General features: G+C 60.5%; 15 protein-coding genes. 8 read left to right on the top strand and 7 right to left on the bottom strand.

Annotated features, from left to right (window positions below; translation table 11 throughout):
• Positions 1-11: 11 nt before the first annotated feature.
• From oppB to GOW72_RS14875, 3 genes are all read right to left on the bottom strand, one after another.
• Positions 12-935 (bottom strand): oligopeptide ABC transporter permease OppB, encoded by a 924-nt coding sequence (gene oppB / locus GOW72_RS14885; protein ID WP_170367374.1) that lies wholly within the window; start codon positions 933-935, stop codon positions 12-14.
• A 68-nt stretch (positions 936-1,003) separates the two neighbouring features.
• Positions 1,004-2,632, bottom strand: coding sequence for a peptide ABC transporter substrate-binding protein (locus GOW72_RS14880; protein ID WP_093963729.1), 1,629 nt, complete (start codon positions 2,630-2,632; stop codon positions 1,004-1,006).
• 418 nt (positions 2,633-3,050) lie between these two features.
• On the bottom strand, positions 3,051-4,286 hold the full coding sequence (locus GOW72_RS14875; protein WP_170367373.1) for a lytic murein transglycosylase: 1,236 nt from the start codon (positions 4,284-4,286) through the stop codon (positions 3,051-3,053).
• A 139-nt stretch (positions 4,287-4,425) separates the two neighbouring features.
• Between GOW72_RS14875 and GOW72_RS14870 the strand changes: the two genes are divergently transcribed.
• The 4 genes from GOW72_RS14870 to GOW72_RS14855 are packed head-to-tail and all read left to right on the top strand — an operon-like array spanning position 4,426 to position 8,423.
• Positions 4,426-5,388, top strand: coding sequence for a cytochrome ubiquinol oxidase subunit II (locus GOW72_RS14870; RefSeq protein ID WP_342355389.1), 963 nt, complete (start codon positions 4,426-4,428; stop codon positions 5,386-5,388).
• The gene (locus GOW72_RS14865; RefSeq protein ID WP_170367372.1) at positions 5,385-7,475 is read left to right on the top strand and encodes a cbb3-type cytochrome c oxidase subunit I; all 2,091 of its coding nucleotides are present in this window, start codon (positions 5,385-5,387) and stop codon (positions 7,473-7,475) included. Before GOW72_RS14870 ends, GOW72_RS14865 begins: the two co-directional genes overlap by 4 nt.
• The gene (locus GOW72_RS14860; RefSeq protein WP_170367371.1) at positions 7,472-8,104 is read left to right on the top strand and encodes a cytochrome c oxidase subunit 3; all 633 of its coding nucleotides are present in this window, start codon (positions 7,472-7,474) and stop codon (positions 8,102-8,104) included. Before GOW72_RS14865 ends, GOW72_RS14860 begins: the two co-directional genes overlap by 4 nt.
• Complete coding sequence (locus GOW72_RS14855) at positions 8,097-8,423, top strand: cytochrome o ubiquinol oxidase subunit IV (protein ID WP_244952445.1); 327 nt, start codon at positions 8,097-8,099, stop codon at positions 8,421-8,423. The genes GOW72_RS14860 and GOW72_RS14855 overlap by 8 nt, the downstream gene beginning before the upstream one ends.
• Before the next feature lie 7 nt (positions 8,424-8,430).
• On the opposite strand, the gene GOW72_RS14850 is transcribed toward GOW72_RS14855, so the two are convergent.
• Together GOW72_RS14850 and GOW72_RS14845 are read right to left on the bottom strand one after the other, a co-directional pair.
• On the bottom strand, positions 8,431-8,793 hold the full coding sequence (locus GOW72_RS14850) for a fluoride efflux transporter FluC (RefSeq protein WP_170341325.1): 363 nt from the start codon (positions 8,791-8,793) through the stop codon (positions 8,431-8,433).
• A complete protein-coding gene (locus GOW72_RS14845; protein ID WP_244952444.1) occupies positions 8,790-9,161 on the bottom strand; it encodes a fluoride efflux transporter FluC in 372 nt (123 codons plus the stop codon). Before GOW72_RS14845 ends, GOW72_RS14850 begins: the two co-directional genes overlap by 4 nt.
• Before the next feature lie 224 nt (positions 9,162-9,385).
• Between GOW72_RS14845 and GOW72_RS14840 the strand changes: the two genes are divergently transcribed.
• The 4 genes from GOW72_RS14840 to GOW72_RS14825 are packed head-to-tail and all read left to right on the top strand — an operon-like array spanning position 9,386 to position 15,264.
• On the top strand, positions 9,386-11,131 hold the full coding sequence (locus GOW72_RS14840; protein ID WP_170367370.1) for a thiamine pyrophosphate-dependent enzyme: 1,746 nt from the start codon (positions 9,386-9,388) through the stop codon (positions 11,129-11,131).
• 24 nt (positions 11,132-11,155) lie between these two features.
• A complete protein-coding gene (locus GOW72_RS14835; protein WP_170367369.1) occupies positions 11,156-12,736 on the top strand; it encodes an FMN-binding glutamate synthase family protein in 1,581 nt (526 codons plus the stop codon).
• 54 nt (positions 12,737-12,790) lie between these two features.
• Positions 12,791-13,336: an RNA polymerase sigma factor gene (locus tag GOW72_RS14830; RefSeq protein ID WP_170365935.1), complete on the top strand. Its 546-nt coding sequence runs from the start codon at positions 12,791-12,793 to the stop codon at positions 13,334-13,336.
• Positions 13,333-15,264, top strand: coding sequence for a vWA domain-containing protein (locus tag GOW72_RS14825; protein ID WP_170367368.1), 1,932 nt, complete (start codon positions 13,333-13,335; stop codon positions 15,262-15,264). The genes GOW72_RS14830 and GOW72_RS14825 overlap by 4 nt, the downstream gene beginning before the upstream one ends.
• 17 nt (positions 15,265-15,281) lie before the next feature.
• Here GOW72_RS14825 and GOW72_RS14820 read toward each other — a convergent pair whose 3' ends face one another.
• Both GOW72_RS14820 and GOW72_RS14815 read right to left on the bottom strand, forming a co-directional pair.
• The gene (locus tag GOW72_RS14820; protein WP_170365932.1) at positions 15,282-15,938 is read right to left on the bottom strand and encodes an ABC-type transport auxiliary lipoprotein family protein; all 657 of its coding nucleotides are present in this window, start codon (positions 15,936-15,938) and stop codon (positions 15,282-15,284) included.
• Positions 15,935-17,251, bottom strand: coding sequence for an MlaD family protein (locus GOW72_RS14815; protein WP_170367367.1), 1,317 nt, complete (start codon positions 17,249-17,251; stop codon positions 15,935-15,937). Before GOW72_RS14815 ends, GOW72_RS14820 begins: the two co-directional genes overlap by 4 nt.
• Positions 17,252-17,254 lie beyond the last annotated feature (3 nt).

Here is a 17,254-nt window from a genome sequence, read left to right as displayed (position 1 = left end):
TGCCAGCCCCCTCAGTAACGGATTTTCGGATCGAACCAGGCATAAGCCAGGTCGGTCAGCAGGTTCACCAGAACGGTCAGCACGCCATAGAGGATCGTGACCCCCAGCAGCACCGCATAGTCGCGCGACAGGGCCGAACCCACATAGGCCTGCCCCAGCCCGCCGGTCGAGAAATAGATGTCCACAAACACCGAACCGGTCAGCACATAGACGAAGACCGGCCCCAGGTAGGACACCACCGGCAGCAGCGTGGGTTTCAGCGCATGGCGCCAGATCACGGTGCGGGTGGGCAGGCCCTTGGCCCGCGCGGTGCGGATGAAGTTCGAATTCAGAACCTCGAGCATCGACGACCGCGTGATCCGCGCGATCGAGCCCATGTACGACGTCGCAAGCGCAATGACGGGCATGATCAAATATTGCCATTGGCCCCCGTTCCAGCCGCCGCCCGGCAGCCAGCCCAGCCACAGGGTGAAGGTCAGGATCAGGATCGGGCCCATGATGAAGTTCGGCAGCGCTTGCGCGGCGATGCCCAGACCCACGGCGAAATAATCGATCCAGCTGTTGTGGCGGATCGCGGCGGCGATGCCCAGCCCGACGCCCACCAGCGTGGCCACGATGAAGGACAGCATCCCGTAGGTCAGCGAAATCGGAAAGCCCTGCGCGATGATGTCGTTCACGTCACGGTCCTTGAACTTGAAGGACGGGCCGAAATCGAAATGCACCACGATGTTGTACAGGTAATCCCACAGCTGTTTCCACAGCGGCTGGTCCAGCCCGTAGCGCGCCTCGATATTGGCCAGAACCTGCGGCGGCAACGGCCGCTCCGAGGTGAAGGGCCCGCCGGGCGCGAAGTGCATCAGAAAGAAACTGGCGACGATCAGCAACAGGATCGTCGGAACGGCGATCAGCAGTCGCCGGATGACATAGGCAAGCATTTCATGCCCCCAATTATTGGCCCTGCCCCAGAGCATGTCCGGGGCAGGGCGCGATCAAAGGATGATGATTACTCGGCGATCTTGTAGAGGTTCTTCGAGTACCAGTTCTGCTCGACGTTGTTCACCGGCCAGTTCCCCACGTCGCTGTCCATCATGTAGACACCGGCGTAGTGGTAGATCGGGATCACAGGGGTTTCCTGTGCGATGATCCGCTCAACCTCGGTGTACAGCGGGGCCGGATCGTCTGAGGTTTTGGCCTGAGCCAGCAGCTCGTCGACCTTGGCATTGTTGTACTTGCCGTCGTTATAGCCGGAATCCGACTGCAGCAGGTCCAGGAAGGTCGAGGCTTCGTTGTAGTCGCCGCACCATGCGCCGCGGGCCAGTTCAAAGTTCTGGTTGCCGCGCTCTTCCAGGAAGATCTTCCATTCCATGTTGGCCAGCTCGACCTGGGCACCCAGCTTCTGCTTCCACATCTGGCTAAGGGCCACGGCGACTTTCTTGTGCGCCTCGGAGGTGTTGTAGACCATCGCGAAGCTCAGCGGGTTGTCGGGACCGTATCCGGCCTCGGCCAGCAGTTCCTTGGCCAGCTCGTCGCGCTCGGCTTGCGTCATCGACGCCATTTCCACGACCGGCGGGGTGAACCCTGCGGTGGCTTCGGGCACGAAGGTATAGGCTTCGGGCTGACCGCCGGCCAGGATGTTCTCGGTGATGATCTTGCGGTCAACCGCCAGCGACAGGGCCTGACGCACGTTCGGGTCCTTGAAGGCCTCGGGGCCGCCGTCGGACAGGTTGAACGTGTAGTAGTAGTTGCACAGGCGCGGGAAGCTGATCGCCTCGTTCGGGTATTCTTTCTTCAGGCGCGGAAACTGGCCTGCGGGCACCTCGGTGCGGTCCAGCTCACCGGCCAGATAGCGGGTCAGGGCCACGTTTTCATCGTTGATGACCAGCGCCACGACCTTGTCGATGATGGTGTTGTCGTTGTCCCAGTACATCGGGTTGCGCTCGCGCACCGAGCGTTCGTTGGGCAGGTGCTCGGTCAGGACATAGGCGCCGTTCGAGACGATGTTGCCGGGCTTGGTCCATTCATCGCCGAACTGCTCGATGACCTTCTGCGGGGCTGGGAAGGTGGTCGAGTGCGTGGTCATCTGCGGGAAATAGGGCAGCGGCGCGCTCAGTTTCACTTCCAGCGTGTGGTCGTCGATCGCCTTGACGCCCAGGTCGTCGACCGGCTTGTCGCCCGCGATGATCTCGGCGGCGTTCTCGATCGACATCAGTTCCATGAACCAGGCATAGGGCGAGGACAGGGCCGGATCGACGGCGCGTTTCCACGCAAAAACGAAATCATGTGCGGTGACCGGATCGCCGTTCGACCACTTGGCGTTGTCGCGCAGGGTGAAGGTGTAAACGTCCTTAGTTTCGTTGGTGGTATAGCCGGTGGCCACGCCCGGAACCAGGTTGCCGTCTTCGTCCTGGTTCATCAGACCTTCGAACAGGTCGCGGACAATCTCGGCGCCCGACACGTCCTCGACCACCTGCGGGTCGACCGAGCTGTGCTCGTCCAGCACGCGGTAGACGAAGGTCTGGTCATCGGCCAGCGGCTCGCCGGTGACCGGATGGGTGCCCGCGGCCAGCGCGGCTCCGGTGATGAAGGTCGAGCACAGCAGGCCCGCCACCGAGTTTCGAAGGATGGTGTTCATGATCTTCTCCCAATTATTGTGGCGGCGGTCTGCGCATCCATATGGGATGGCGTCCGGCGGCCCTGGTTGCCCGACATCCGCTGGGACCCGGTTCTTTTGAATTTTGGGTTGTGCCAATTCGCAAGGAACACTGCGTCGCAGCTTTCTGGATTGCAGTCGGTGAAGTGGATGCAAGAGCTTCCTCTCGCTGGCCGAGACCGTGCCACTATTTTGGGCAGGGTTAAAGCCTTCCCATGAGTCCGGATCGCCTAAAGGTAGAAAGAAACTTCGTGACGCGTGGTCGCTGAAATTTTGTAACGATGGCGTGTATCGTTGCGATATTTTCGTGCCCGAGCCGCTCGGATTGCAGCCCGAGGCGCGATCTGTTTCGGCAGAATTTCGCCGCTCGCTTTCGCCCGATCAGGCGAATCGCCAACGGTCAGGGACGCAACCGCGACTTCATCCCGGCCTCGGGGAAGCAGGTGGGGCGCTTGCTGGTTTCTTCCTGCCAGCGGCCGATCGACCGGCGGGTTTTGTATCCCGGGAGCCCGTCGGCACCGCCCACGTCGTGCCCCATCGCGATCAACGCCTGCTGCATGGTCGCGATATCCGATCGGTACAGACCGCCCACCTTGCCCCAGCGCCCTTTGAAATCGCCCACGCCATACTGAATGCGATCGCCCACATGGCCCACGAACAAGGCGTAGAGATCGCTCATGTTGTAGTCTTTGAGAACGTAAAAATTGGGCGTTACGACAAAAGCCGGACCATTCCGGCCAGCCGGCATCATCAGGTAGCCCTCGCCGCGCAGCTCGTGTTCGGGGAAGGGGCGGCCCGAGACGCGTGTGATGCCCATAGCAACCCAGTCGCGGATCGGGCGACCCTGATCGGGACCCTCAAGCGCGCAGGACACAGATGCCGGTACCGTCACCTCGAACCCCCAATCGCGGCCGCTGACCCAACCGTGCCGCGCGAGGTAGTTTCCGATCGATGCGATCGTGTCGTCGGCCGACCCCCATATGTCGGCCCGGCCGTCTGCATTGCCGTCGGTCGCGTGGTTCAAAAAGCTGGTCGGCATGAATTGGGGCTGGCCCAACGCGCCGGCCCAGCTGCTTTTCATCGCGCGGCCGTTCACGTGACCGGCCTCTACGATCTGCAGCGCGGCGATCAGTTCGCCGGTGAAATACTCTGCGCGCGTGCTCATGAACCCCTTGGTGGCCAGCACCTGGATTGCGTTATGCCGGATCGGAACCTGCCCATAGCCGCTCTCGCGGCCCCAGACCGCAAGGATGATCCGGGCGGGAACGCCGGTCTGTTCCTCGACCCGGCGCAGCGTTTCCGCATGACGCTTGGCCATACGCCGACCGCCGGCGGCGGCACCCTGAACCGAATTTGCGTTGAAATACCGGCCGGGGGACCCGAACTCGGCTTGCCTTTGCTTTTTGGGCGTCCGCGCCGGAGAGCCCGGCGGAACAAGATCGGGCAGTTCCCAATTCAGGCGAACCCCGTCGGTTGCGCTGTAAAACGTGCGGCGCGATACACCCTGCGCCCGAGCCAACGGCCAGACCTGTTGCTGCAACCAGTCCTGAAACTGCCGCTCGACCGCGGCTCGGTCCTGCGCGATCGCTGCGCCGGAAAACGCGATCAGTCCAATCAGAATAAGCAGTAAACGCATGACCCAATGACTGACCCGACCCACTGGGCAAGTCAACTCGACGGTGACGTGGGTTACGGCCGCCCGGGAAAAACCTTGTGAAATCTGCTGACTCTGCCGATAGTTGCACCAACCTGAGGTTTGATGAGGGCGATCCGGCGTGAGCGGAAACAGGACGATACCTGCGGTACTGACAGCGCTGATCGTGGTCGTATTGTGGTTGGGCGCGGCGCAATCGGCTCTGGCCAGCGACAGTTTCATGGATCCTCAAGGCCCTATTGCGGCGGTCCAAAAAACACACCTGGTGCGCGCGACCGCGTTGATCCTGATTGCGGTCATTCCGGTTTTGGTTCTGGTTCCCTTGATCGCTCTACGCTATCGCCGCCGCGCGCAAAGCCCTGCTGCCTATCGGCCAAAATGGGATTTCTCGCCCCTGCTGGAAACCGCGATGTGGGGTGTGCCGGTGGTGATCGTGGCGCTGCTGTCCTTTTATCTTTGGAAAGCAACCCATCGGTTGGACCCTTACGCGGCCCCGTTCGGCGATGAACCGGCCTTGCGCGTGCAGGTGGTGGGGCTGGATTGGAAATGGCTGTTCATCTACCCCGACCTGGGCATCGCGACGGTGGGTGAGTTCGGGGTGCCAACAAAACAACAAGTCGCGCTAACATTGACGACGGACACGGTGATGCAGTCATTCATGGTTCCCGCGCTGGCGGGGCAGATCTATGCCATGCCCGGCATGACGACCCAATTGCATCTCGTGGCTGATGCCCCCGGACAAATGCAGGGCGAAAACACCCAGTACAATGGGCGCGGCTTCACCAAGCAGAAGTTCCAGACGGTCGCGATGCCGCCGCCGGATTTCGACTCATGGGTCGACCGTGTTCGGCAGAACGGTATCGTTCTGGACCCGGCAACCTATCGGACACTGGCCATGCGGACGGACCGGGACGAGGTTCAGGCCGCGCTTGGCACCGCGCAGATGCCCGATAATGCGCTGTATTTCCGTCTGGATGATGGCGATCTGTTCCACAGCATTCTGGGCCGGTATCACAACGGGCAACCTCTGCCACAGGATCAGCAACCGGGAACCGCCCAATTCGGCCAGGAGGACAAGCAATGACATCTGCCGAGTCCGGTTTCTTCGGCCGTCTGAACTGGGATGCTTTCCCCATCGCCGGGCTGATCCAGGATCCCAATACGAATGAAATCGTGGCCAATGCCGCGGCGGGCGTGGTGATCGTGGGGGTGGCCGCGGTTCTGGGACTGCTCACCTGGTTTCGCCTGTGGGGGCCGCTGTGGCGCGACTGGCTGACCAGCGCGGATCACAAGAAGATCGGCATCATGTATATCGTCTTCGCCATCGTCATGCTGGCGCGCGGCGTTCTGGAAGGCGTCGTTATGCGCGCCCAACAGGCGGCCGGGCCGGGCGAGGGGTTCCTCGAGGCCGAACACTTTGCCGAGTTGTTCAGCACCCACGGCACGATTATGATCTTCTTCGTCGCGGTGCCCTTCGTGTTCGGACTGGCGAATTTCCTCGTCCCGCTGATGATCGGCGCACGCGACGTGGCCTTTCCGGTGATGAACCAGATCAGCCTCGGCCTGACGGTTTCGGCTGGGATGATGTTAATGGTCTCACTGGTGGTGGGCGAGTTTTCCACCGGCGGCTGGACGGCCTATCCGCCCTATACCGGCGCGGCCTTCAATCCGGGTGTGGGGCCGGATTACTGGATCTGGGCGATCGTGGTGTCGGGCATCGGCACCACCCTGACGGGAATCAACTTTGCCGTCACGATCTACAAGTTGCGCGCGCCGGGGATGAAATTCATGCGGTTGCCGATGTATTGCTGGACGATCATCTGCAGTTCGATCCTGATCGTGTTCGCCATGCCGCCTTTGGGGGTGGCGGCGCTGTTGCTGGCCGCTGACCGGTATCTTGATTTCCATTTCTTCACCAATGACCTGGGCGGCAACATGATGAACTATGCCAACCTGTTCTGGCTGTTCGGCCACCCCGAGGTCTACCTGCTGGTTCTGCCGGCCTATGGCATCTATTCCGAAGTCTTCGCGACCTTCTCGGCCAAGCGGCTCTATGGCTACAACTCGCTGGTGATCGCGACCATGTCGATTGCGGTGCTGTCGTTTACCGTCTGGCTGCACCATTTCTTCACCATGGGCCAAAGCGCCCTGATCAACGCGGTCTTCGGCATCGCCACGATGCTGATCGCCATTCCAACCGGCGTTAAGGTCTATGACTGGATGGCCACCCTGTATCGCGGCCGTATCCGGTTCTCGGTGCCGATGCTGTACGGGCTGGCCTTTCTGATGCTGTTCGTGATCGGGGGGCTCAGCGGGGTGATCCTCGCCAATCCGACCGTCGATTATCAGGTGCACAATACGCTGTTCCTGGTCGCGCATTTCCACAACGTGTTGCTTCCGGGTGTCCTGTTCGGCCTGCTGGCGGGCTACAACTACTGGTTTCCCAAGGCGTTCGGCTTCCGCCTGGATGAGGCCTGGGGGCGGACATCGGTCGTGCTGTGGACGGTGGGCTTCATGCTGACCTTCCTGCCGCTGTATTTCGTGGGGCTGATGGGGATGCCGCGCCGCTCCTACAGCTGGGAGGACCCGAGCTTTCACCCCTACATGATCACGGCCGTCATCGGCGCGCTGGTCATTCTGGCGGCTTTGCTTTCGGTCGTCGTGCAGCTGTGGGTCAGCATCCGGAACCGCGAACAAAGCCGCGTTCCGGTTGGCGACCCCTGGGACGCCCGCACGCTGGAATGGTCGATTCCGGCCCCGCCGCCGCCCTACAATTTCGCGATCATCCCGCATGTCACGGACCGCGACGATTTTGCCGCCGCGAAAGAGCGTGGCGAGGCATACCCGCACCCCGATCAGTACGAGGACATCACCATGCCGCGCAACACCGGCCTCGGTTTCGTGCTCTGCGTGCTCAGCGGTGTGTGGATGTTTGCGCTGGTCTGGTGGATCTGGTGGCTGGCGGCGCTGATGACAGTGATGATGATCCTGTCATTCATCCTGTGGACCTTTCAGACCGATACCGAAGAAGTGATTTCTGCTGAAGACGTGCGCAGGCAGCACGAGGCCTGGCTGGACCTGGTCCGCAACGCGACCCCTGTGAACCGGGATCACGAAGGCGCCCCAGAAAACACCGGGCTTGCCCGACCGGATCTGGAGGCAGCGACATGAAGCCTGCACCAACCCACAGTTACCCCGGTCTGAACCTTGGGCGGCGTCATGCCAGCGCCCACAAGGCGACCGAAGTGGTGACCTTCGGTTTCTGGGTCTTTCTGATGAGCGACCTGGTCTATTTCGGGCTGATGTTCGGCGTTTACATCACCATGATCGACGCGCAGGCCGGTGGTCCGGGTCCGCGCGAGTTGTTCGATCTCTACAGCATCTTTGCCCAGACGCTGATCTTGTTGACCAGCAGCCTGACTGTTGGACTTGCCATGCTGGCGCTGAAATACAACCTGCCGCGCGGTCGGATCGTCCTGTGGTTCGGGGTCACGCTGCTGCTTGGGCTGAGTTTTCTAGTCCTCGAGATCCGCGATTTCATGTCGATGGCGGAAAAGGGCGGCATCCCGCAGCGCAGCGGTTTCCTGTCCGCTTTCTATGGGCTGGTGCCTCTGCACGGGCTGCATGTGGCGGCGGGCTGTGTGTGGCTGGTCGTTCTGGGCATTCAACTGCGGGTCATGGGGATGACCGACCTCGTGATTTCGCGCGTGGTGCGGCTGGCACTGTTCTGGCACTTCCTTGATCTGATCTGGATCGGCATCATCACCATCGTGTATTTCGGAGGGCTGACCTATGGATAAACGGTCCGAGATGCACAGACGCGAGCGGCGCCGGTATGTGATCGGCTATGGCGGCTCGCTGTTGCTGACACTCACCGTGTTTGCGATCGCCTACTGGTTCGGCATCGAGACCAAGGGTGTCTATCTGGCAATTGGGCTGTTGGGTCTGGCGCAGCTGATTGTTCAGCTGGTCTATTTCCTGCATATCGACCGTCGCCGCAGCAGCCGCGAAGATCTGGATTTGGTCCTGTTCTCGACGCTGGTTCTGCTGATTATCATCCTTGGAACGGTCTGGATCCTGGGCAATCTTGCAATGCGGATGCACATGCCGGGCATGTAGCGACCGGCTAGCCCATCACCCACAGTCCCAGCCACAGGGCCAGCCAGCACAGTCCGAGGCTGAGCAGGATGTTTCCACCCGCAAGGACAATCGTCCGCTCACGCTGCAGTTCAAGAGACTGGTAGGCAAAGCTGGAGAATGTCGTGAACCCTCCGCAAAAGCCGAAAACCAGGCGCTTTTCTTCTTCGGCCATCTCCACGGGCCCGCCCAGGTACCCGATCCAAAGCCCCAACAACAGGCTGCCCAATACGTTTACGACCAGCGTCGAGACCGGCAGGTCGTGGGTGATGGCCCGCGCGACCCAGTGGCGAAGGACTGCTCCCAGTCCGCCGCCCAGCCCAAACACCGCATGCAGATACAGATCGGTCATTCGGCCCGCCCTCCTGAGTGGCGGCGGCGTCCGATTGCCTCGCCCAGAATGGCCGCGCCCAAACCACAGATAACTTCGGCCGCCAACGGGAAGATGACCGACCAGCCGTCGGTTTCAGCGATCCGTTCCAGTTCGGCGGCAAAGGACGAAAACGTCGACAATCCGCCGCAGAAACCAACGGCCCCGAGGTGCAGAACATGGGCATGCACCCGGCCCCGTATGGCGTAGAGCCATCCCAGAATGAAACAGGCCACGACATTGATGCCGAAGGTCGATGTCAGCAACGGCATCCCCGGGATTTCCAGCGCAAACAGTTCGCGTAGGATCGACCCAGCCGCCCCGCCGACAAAGACGGCGGCGTACATCATGGGCTTTCCCGAAACTGCCGCCTGAGTTTTGGCCAAGGACGCTTCTCCGCCTGTGGGGTTTGGATTTGGATAGCGGCTGTACCGCCCGGGTTCAACCGCCGCAACCAAGCCACCGCAAATCCGCCCGATGCTAGGGGTGGCCGTACAAAGGCTTGCAATCAAAGGGCAACCTGCCCACGATCTATCCGGACAGGCCCGATGGGGTCGGAACCAGAGGGCAGGTCATGACGTCGAATTCCGTATGCAAGGTATTGCTGGATATTCTCGCGGATGCCGGAGGGTGCCAGATCTTCGGCGTGACGGGCGATGCGCTCAACCCCCTGCTTGAAGCCATGCGCGGGGATAGCCGGTTCGAATGGATCGGGGTCAGGCACGAGGAAAACGCAGCCTATGCAGCCTATGCCCAGGCGCATCTGACCGGCGGGATCGGGATTTGTGCCGGAACCGTCGGTCCCGGCGCGCTTCACCTGATCAATGGACTGTACAACGCCCGGCGTGAGGGTGCAGGGGTCGTGGCGATCACAGGTCAGGTCGCTCATCGGGAGCGCGGGACCGGATACCACCAGGAAGTCAATCTTGAGAAAGTGTTCGAGGATGTCTGCGGCTACCAGGCCGTGATCAATTCGCCGGACCAGATGCCGCGACTGGCTCAGATCGCCGTGCAACGCGCCTTGATCAACCGCGAGGTCGTGCGGATCGAACTGCCCATCGACATATCCGAACAGCAGGTGCCCAGCTTGCACCAACTGCACCCGATCCTGAAAACGCCATCAACGCTGATCCCGCCCGAATCCGAAATCGACCGTGCGGCTGAGATCATCAACGCGGGCAGGAAAGTCGCTCTTTTCGCCGGCGTGGGATGCAGAGAAGCCAAAGACAAGGTTCTGGCTCTGTCCCAACGGCTGAACGCGCCGATCACGCATTCCCTCAAGGGCAAGGACATTTTTGACTATGATGATCCCAACGTGGTCGGGATGACCGGGTTGATCGGCAATCCCGGCGGGTATCATGCAGTGCGCGACTGCGATGTGCTGGTGATGCTGGGGACGGACTTCCCATACGAGTGGTTCCTGCCGGAAAACGCGAAAATCATCCAGATCGATCGCAACGTCGAACATCTGGGACGCCGCGCGCCCATCGCATCGGGATTGCTGGGAGATGTGGGCGCGACGCTGGATTTGCTCTTGCCAAAGCTGGCCGCAAAGGACGACAGGGCGTTTGCCGATCGTCAAGTCAAGCTGTGTACGAAATGGCTGGCGCAGCAAGACCGCGACTCCAGTCTCGAGCGCGACACCGAGCCACTCCACCCGCAGCTATTCGCGCGGCAGGTCTCCGACAAGGCTGCCGATGACGCGATATTTGCAATGGATATCGGCGAATGCACGGTCTGGGTGGCGCGTCAGACGCGGATGAAAGGCGGACGGCGCATGGTGGGGTCGTTCAACCATTCGTCACTGGGGTCCGGGTTGCCGTCGGCGTTGGGAGCCGCCGCGCTGGATCCGCAGCGCGAGGTTTGGGCGTTCTGCGGGGATGGCGGATTCGGCATGTCCATGCAGGATTTCGTGACTGCCGTGCGCTACGAGTGGCCCATTAAGGTGCTGGTCTTTAACAACCAGACGCTGGGCTTCGTGAAGATGGAGATGGAGGTGGCGGGTTATCCGCTGAACCCCGCTGCTACCGATCTGGTGAACCCGGACTTTGCGGAATACGCGAGGGTTTGCGGTGGGGATGGGGTCCGTGTGGAACATGCGGCTGACATCCCCGAGGCCGTCGCGCGGGCCAAAGAGAGCCGAAAGCCATTCATCATCGACGCCATGGTCACGCCCGGCGAGTTGGTCATGCCTCCGCATATCGATACCAAGATGGCCTGGGGTTTCGGCATGTCGAAACTGAAAGAAGGCATCCTGCTGGCCAAGGGTGAACATGCGCAGTGGGACAACTGGGTCAAGGAACTCAAGGCCAACCTCTGACCGATTGGCCCAAGGGAGAGCAAGATGATCGTACGTCGAATATATTATGTCGTGACCTATGTGGTTCTGCCTTTGACCGTGGTCTGGGGTTTGTACTGGCCTCCGGCATTCTGGCTGCTGATTTTGCTGGTCCCTTACGCGTTGGTCGGGCTGTACGACATGCTGACCACCAAACACAACGTACTGAACAACTATCCGGTTCTGGGCCATTTCCGGTATATGCTGGAGTTCGTCAGCCCGGAAATCCGCCAGTATTTTGTGGAAACCAACGAAAGCGGGCGGCCCTTCAACAGGATCATTCGCGCGCTGGTGTATTCACGAGCAAAGGGCCAGGTCGACACTCAGGCCTTTGGAACCCAGTACGATATCACCGAAGTCGGGTATCACCGGGCCAACCATTCGCTTGCACCCAAGGATGTTCCGGAAAGCGAAGAGCGTGTGATGCTGGGCGGTCCTCAGTGTGAAAAGCCCTATCTCGCATCGCGGCTGAACGTTTCAGCGATGAGCTTCGGAGCACTCAGCGCCAACGCGATCCGCGCCCTTAACGGCGGGGCCAAGGATGGTGGTTTCGCACACAACACGGGCGAGGGCGGGCTGTCGCCGCACCATCTTGCCGAAGGCGGCGATATCATCTGGCAGATTGGCACCGGATACTTCGGATGTCGGACGGCAGAGGGCGGCTTTGACAAGGACAAGTTCGCCCAGAATGCCCAGAAGGAGGTCGTGAAGGCGATTGAGATCAAGCTGTCCCAAGGCGCGAAACCGTCCCATGGTGGTGTTCTACCCGCGGCCAAGGTCGATGAAGAGATCGCGCTTATTCGTGGCGTACCAGTGCATCAGGATGTGATTTCGCCACCCATTCACTCGGCCTTTGACGGGCCAACGGGCCTGATGCATTTCGTGCAGCACCTGCGCGAAATGTCCGGGGGCAAACCCGTCGGGTTCAAGCTGTGCATCGGCAACCGGTCCGAGTTCATGGGGATCTGCAAGGCTATGTTGGAAACGGGCATTCTGCCCGATTTCATCACCGTTGACGGGGCCGAGGGCGGGACCGGCGCGGCGCCTGTGGAATTTACCAACCGCCTGGGCGTACCGTTGAACGAAGGGCTGATCTTCGTGAACAACTGTCTGCGCGGAGTAGGTTTGCGGGACAAGATCCGGGTGATCTGTTCAGGCAAAGTGGCAACCGGCTATGACATGATCGAGAAATTCGCGCTGGGGGCTGACATGTGCAATGCGGCGCGGGCGATGATGTTCGCCGTGGGCTGCATTCAGGCCCTGCATTGCAATACGAACCGCTGCCCGTCTGGCGTCGCAACACAAGATCCCATTCGCGGGCGCGCGGTCAACGTGCCGCAGAAACGCAAGCGGGTTCACCGCTTTCATGACGCCACTCTGGAAAGCTTTCGCGAAATATTGGGTGCAATGGGGAAAGAGCGCGTATCTGACCTCGGCCCATCCGATATCTACCGCCGAATTGCCAACGAGCGCGAGTGCTCATACGCGGAACTTTACACCATTATCGAGCCAGGTGCCTTGTTGAAAGATTCAGTGCCGCAGGAATTTGCAGCGGATTGGCAGAAGGCGTCGGCGAGCCATTTCTGATTTTTTCTCGAATGTTCCAAGGATCCGTTCCTGTCTTGCGTCTGAATAGTCAGAATGAGCAAACTGACCTCGGATGAAGAATTGGCCCATGCGGCCACCAACGGGGACGCGGAAGCGTTCGCGACGCTGCTTGGGCGGCACTATGACCGCGTGTTCCGGCTGGCCTTTCGGCTGACCGGCAGCGCCGAGGTCGCCGAAGATCTGACGCAGGACATATGTGCCGCCTTGCCCGCCAAAATTGTCGGCTTTCGAGCGAGTTCAAAGTTCACGACCTGGCTGTATCGGGTCGTCTGCAACGCGGCACACGATGCGCGGCGTCGAACGGCCAGCCGAAACCGTGCAGCAATCGGCTGGGGCGATGTGGAAAAGATGCGGCGCGCCGAAGCCGTCGAGACGGCCGAGGCCCTGTCATGGCTGCAACGGGCCATGCAGAGCTTGCCCGAAGATCTGCGTCAGACACTGGCGCTGACGCTAGATGATGAAATGACCCATGCACAGGCCGCCGACGTGCTGGGCGTGTCCGAGGGCACGGTCTCATGGCGCCTGTCCGAAGCCCGAAAGCGCCTGCGCGCGATCAAACAAGAGGAGCTTGCCCAATGAGTGATGAGCTCGATGATCTGAAAACACTGATGGATGCCGCAACGCCTGCAGCAGATGAAAAGCGGCGGGCCGTCAATTTGGAGCTGGCCAGAAAAAACTTTGCTGATCTCCAAGGATCCCGACCCGGTACGCGTCCCAATGTCAAGCGAGGCCCGTTGGCCCGCGTGACAGAAGGAACCAAAGCCATGTTGAATGCAATTTCGACCCGCGGCACGCTGGCCGCCACAACTGCCATCGCTGCCGTGGCACTGATCATGATCGTGCCGCAGACGCGGGACGGTGTGCTGTCCCCCAGGCTCGGTACCGAGACCCGGGTGACCGGCCAGCCGCAGGCGGTTCGACCATCCGGACAATCAGACGCTGAAACGGCCGAGATGGATCTCGAGGAACCCGTTGTCGAAGCGCCGATGGTTGTGGATGAAGCCCGGGAACCTCTGGCAAAACGCAGCCTTCTTTCGCAAGGCCGCCTCGTCGACAGCACAGTGGCCCCTTCGGTTTCGAGCGACGCTTTTCGTCCGCCAGCGCGACCCGAGCAGTCGTCCGAAGAATTTGCAAACGCCGAAACCAACTCACTCAAGGTCACCGCGGAAGAACCGGTTTCGACGTTTTCGATTGATGTCGATACCGCATCTTACGCCATCGTCAGGTCCTCGCTTCTGGCTGGTCACTTGCCCCCGCGTGACGCGGTGCGGATTGAAGAAATGGTAAACTATTTTCCCTATTCCTATCCGGCGCCGGACGGCGCGGTGCCGTTTCAGCCAAGCATCACGGTCATGCCCAGCCCCTGGAATACCGGTACTCGACTGGTCCATATTGGCATTCAGGGAACGCTTCCGGTGATCGAGGAGCGTCCGGCGCTCAATCTTGTCTTTCTCATCGACACCTCGGGCTCGATGCAGGACGCCAACAAGTTGCCCTTGTTGAAACAGTCCCTGCGCCTGATGTTGCCCGAGTTGCGACCCGAGGATCAGGTGTCGATCGTGACCTATGCCGGCAGTGCGGGCCAGGTTCTGGAGCCGACATCTGCAGCCGATCAGGCCAAGATCCTGCGGGCGCTCGAACACTTGGACGCGGGCGGATCCACAGCGGGACAAGCCGGGCTTCAGCAAGCCTATCAGGTTGCTGCAGACATGGCCGCCGAGGGCGAGGTGACGCGAGTCATTCTGGCCACGGACGGGGATTTCAACGTTGGCCTGTCCGATCCCGAAGCTCTCAAGGAGTTTATCTCTGACAAGCGCGACAGCGGAACATATCTGAGCGTTCTGGGTTTCGGGCGCGGTAACCTTGATGACGCGACGATGCAGGCCCTGGCCCAGAACGGAAACGGACAGGCGGCTTACATCGACACGCTGGGTGAGGCCCGCAAAGTGCTGGTTGACCAACTGACCGGTGCGCTGTTTCCGATTGCCAACGACGTCAAGATTCAGGTCGAATTCAACCCTGCCCAAATCGCCGAATACCGCCTGATCGGATACGAAACCCGCGCTTTGCGCCGCGAGGACTTTTTGAATGACACTGTTGATGCGGGCGACATAGGTGCTGGCCACAGCGTGACCGCGATTTACGAAGTCACGCCGGTCGGCTCCAACGCAATTCGCAATGCACCGCTACGGTATGGAAACACCGCCCCCGCTTCGGGCAGTGATGAAATCGGCTATTTCAAGCTGCGGTACAAAACACCCGGCGACACGCGCAGCCAGTTGATCGAGCAACCGATCATGGACGGGCAGGGCCACCAGACGGACGACGTGAGGTTTTCCGTCGCGATTGCAGGTCTCGGCCAGTTGTTGCGCGGCGGCACTTACCTGTCCGACTGGAGCTATGATGATGCAATCGCGATGGGCAACACAGCCCGTGGGGCCGATCCTTTCGGGTACCGGACCGAAGCCGTGACCCTGATGCGTCTGGCGCAATCCCTGTCAAAATAAAGGGTGGGCAATCCGTGTCAGTTCAACGACGGGCGCGGATTGTTGGCAGCGTGCGAATGAATCTTCCGCACGCTCCACTCAACTGCGTCTCGCATGGTTTTGCCCAAGGCGGTGTCAAAAGCGGTAACAAGATCCGGCGTCTCGTCGCTGGTCGAGACAACGGCTTCCTGGAACGAGCTTGAAGCGATGATCTTGTCTTCGAACTCGTCGATGATCTTGATGTTCATTCGCACTTCGATTTTTACGGTTTTCGAGTTTTCGGTTTCTCCGACGACAATCCCTTGAAACTCGCGCAGGTCCGGAACGATGACGTAGTCGGCGCGCAGGCCGACCGTCGAACGACCCACGGCGGCGACGCGACCGCTGTTTTCAAAGCTTTCGACCATCAACGCCTGAACGATCAAAGGTGCTCGGTCCACCCACCGGGCACGCGGCAGATACTGGACCTGCAGGGGCGTCGGCTGCACGGCAATCTGGTCGGTGTTCACCGCAGCGGTCGCAGTGGGTTCCTGGATGACGATCTGTTTCTGCACCCGGGGCAAAGACTGCGAGAACGTGCTCTTGGGGGTCAGCAGATACAGGTCGTTCGGTTTCGAGGCCTGTTTCAACGTGCCCAGACCGGCACATCCGCCCAGCGTCGTGATTGCAAGGGTCAGAAGAAGGGGCCTGATCATTGACGGAACTCCGATGCTTGGGTGCCCAGAAGGAAACGCGCGGGGTCGCGCTCGACCTTGTCGACAAGACGGTCCAGGCTGATGACAAGGCGTTGGGATTCTTCCACGAAACGAACGAATTGAGGCAGTCCGACCCGCAGGAAGTCCGAAACCTGCCGGCGGTTTTGTTGAACGATGCCGTCGATCGTTCCCAACAGGTCCGATGCCGATTGCGACGCGCTCAGAACGTCCGCTGAAATCTGGTCGATCTTGTCGGTCACGTTCGTTACCGTTTCGGCCACTTTGGTGGCGGCGTTTCGGATGTCGTCAACAACCTGTGCAACGTCTTCGTCCATTACGCGATTGGCCGAGTCGAACGCGCGTTCTGCGGATGCCAGAGTTCCTTTCGCCGAATCCATGGCCGCGGTCACCGAGTCGAGCGTTTGGTTGGCGTTGGCAAATGTATTGTTGACGGTTGCCATGGTTACCGCGGCTTCATCCGACAACCCGATCAGGCGGTCCGCGAGTTGCGACCCGCGCTCGATGAAGGGGCGGACGTCGTCTTCGATGACCTTGTTGGCTGTCGCCAGCGTCTGGTTCGCGCTGTCCAGTGCGGTTTTGGCCGATTCCGAGGCCGTTTTGATGCTGTTCAGCGTATCAGTTCCGGTGGTCAGCGTGGTTTCTGCAGTATCGGCCAACTGATCCAGGCGTTTGGTGAAGGCCCCGATGTCTTTTGCCGCGCCGCCCAGATCGCTGGACAGGGATTCAAAATCGTTCAGAGTCTTGTCCAAGCGGCCCGAGGCCGAAGCCAGGTTGTCGAGAATGTCCGACACGGCCTTGCGATTGTTGTCATCCACCACTGCATTCAGGTTTTCCAGCAAGGTCACAGCCTCGTCCAGGACCTTGGGTGCGCCTTCGAACAGGGATTGGATGGCGCTGCGCTTGCTTTTGATGACGCTGTTCTGCGGCAGCCGTTCGGCATCGGGCGACCCGCCCGACAACTCGACATAGCTGACGCCGGTCACTCCCAGCGACTGCAACTGCGCGATCGTGTCCGTGGTCACCGGAATGTCAGCATCAACCTCAAGCCGGACCCTTACTTTGGACGGGTCATCGTCATCCAGGTCCAGCGAAATGACCTGTCCCACGGGCAGGCCGTTATAGCTGACGCCACCGGCGGCTGACAGGCCCGACACGTTGTCGAACAGCACGTCATAGTAAGCGTATTGGCGCGTGACTTCGAACTTGGCCAGCCACAGGAAGAAGCCGAACGCGCTCAGGATGCCCGCCAGTGTAAACGCGCCGATCAGGATATAGTTCGCCCGGGTTTCCATCGC

Origin of the sequence: Ruegeria arenilitoris (assembly GCF_013032855.1) — a bacterium.
GTDB lineage: Bacteria > Pseudomonadota > Alphaproteobacteria > Rhodobacterales > Rhodobacteraceae > Ruegeria > Ruegeria arenilitoris.
The sequence above is the reverse complement of the archived record's forward strand: the minus strand, read 5'-3'. Positions and strand labels throughout refer to the sequence as shown.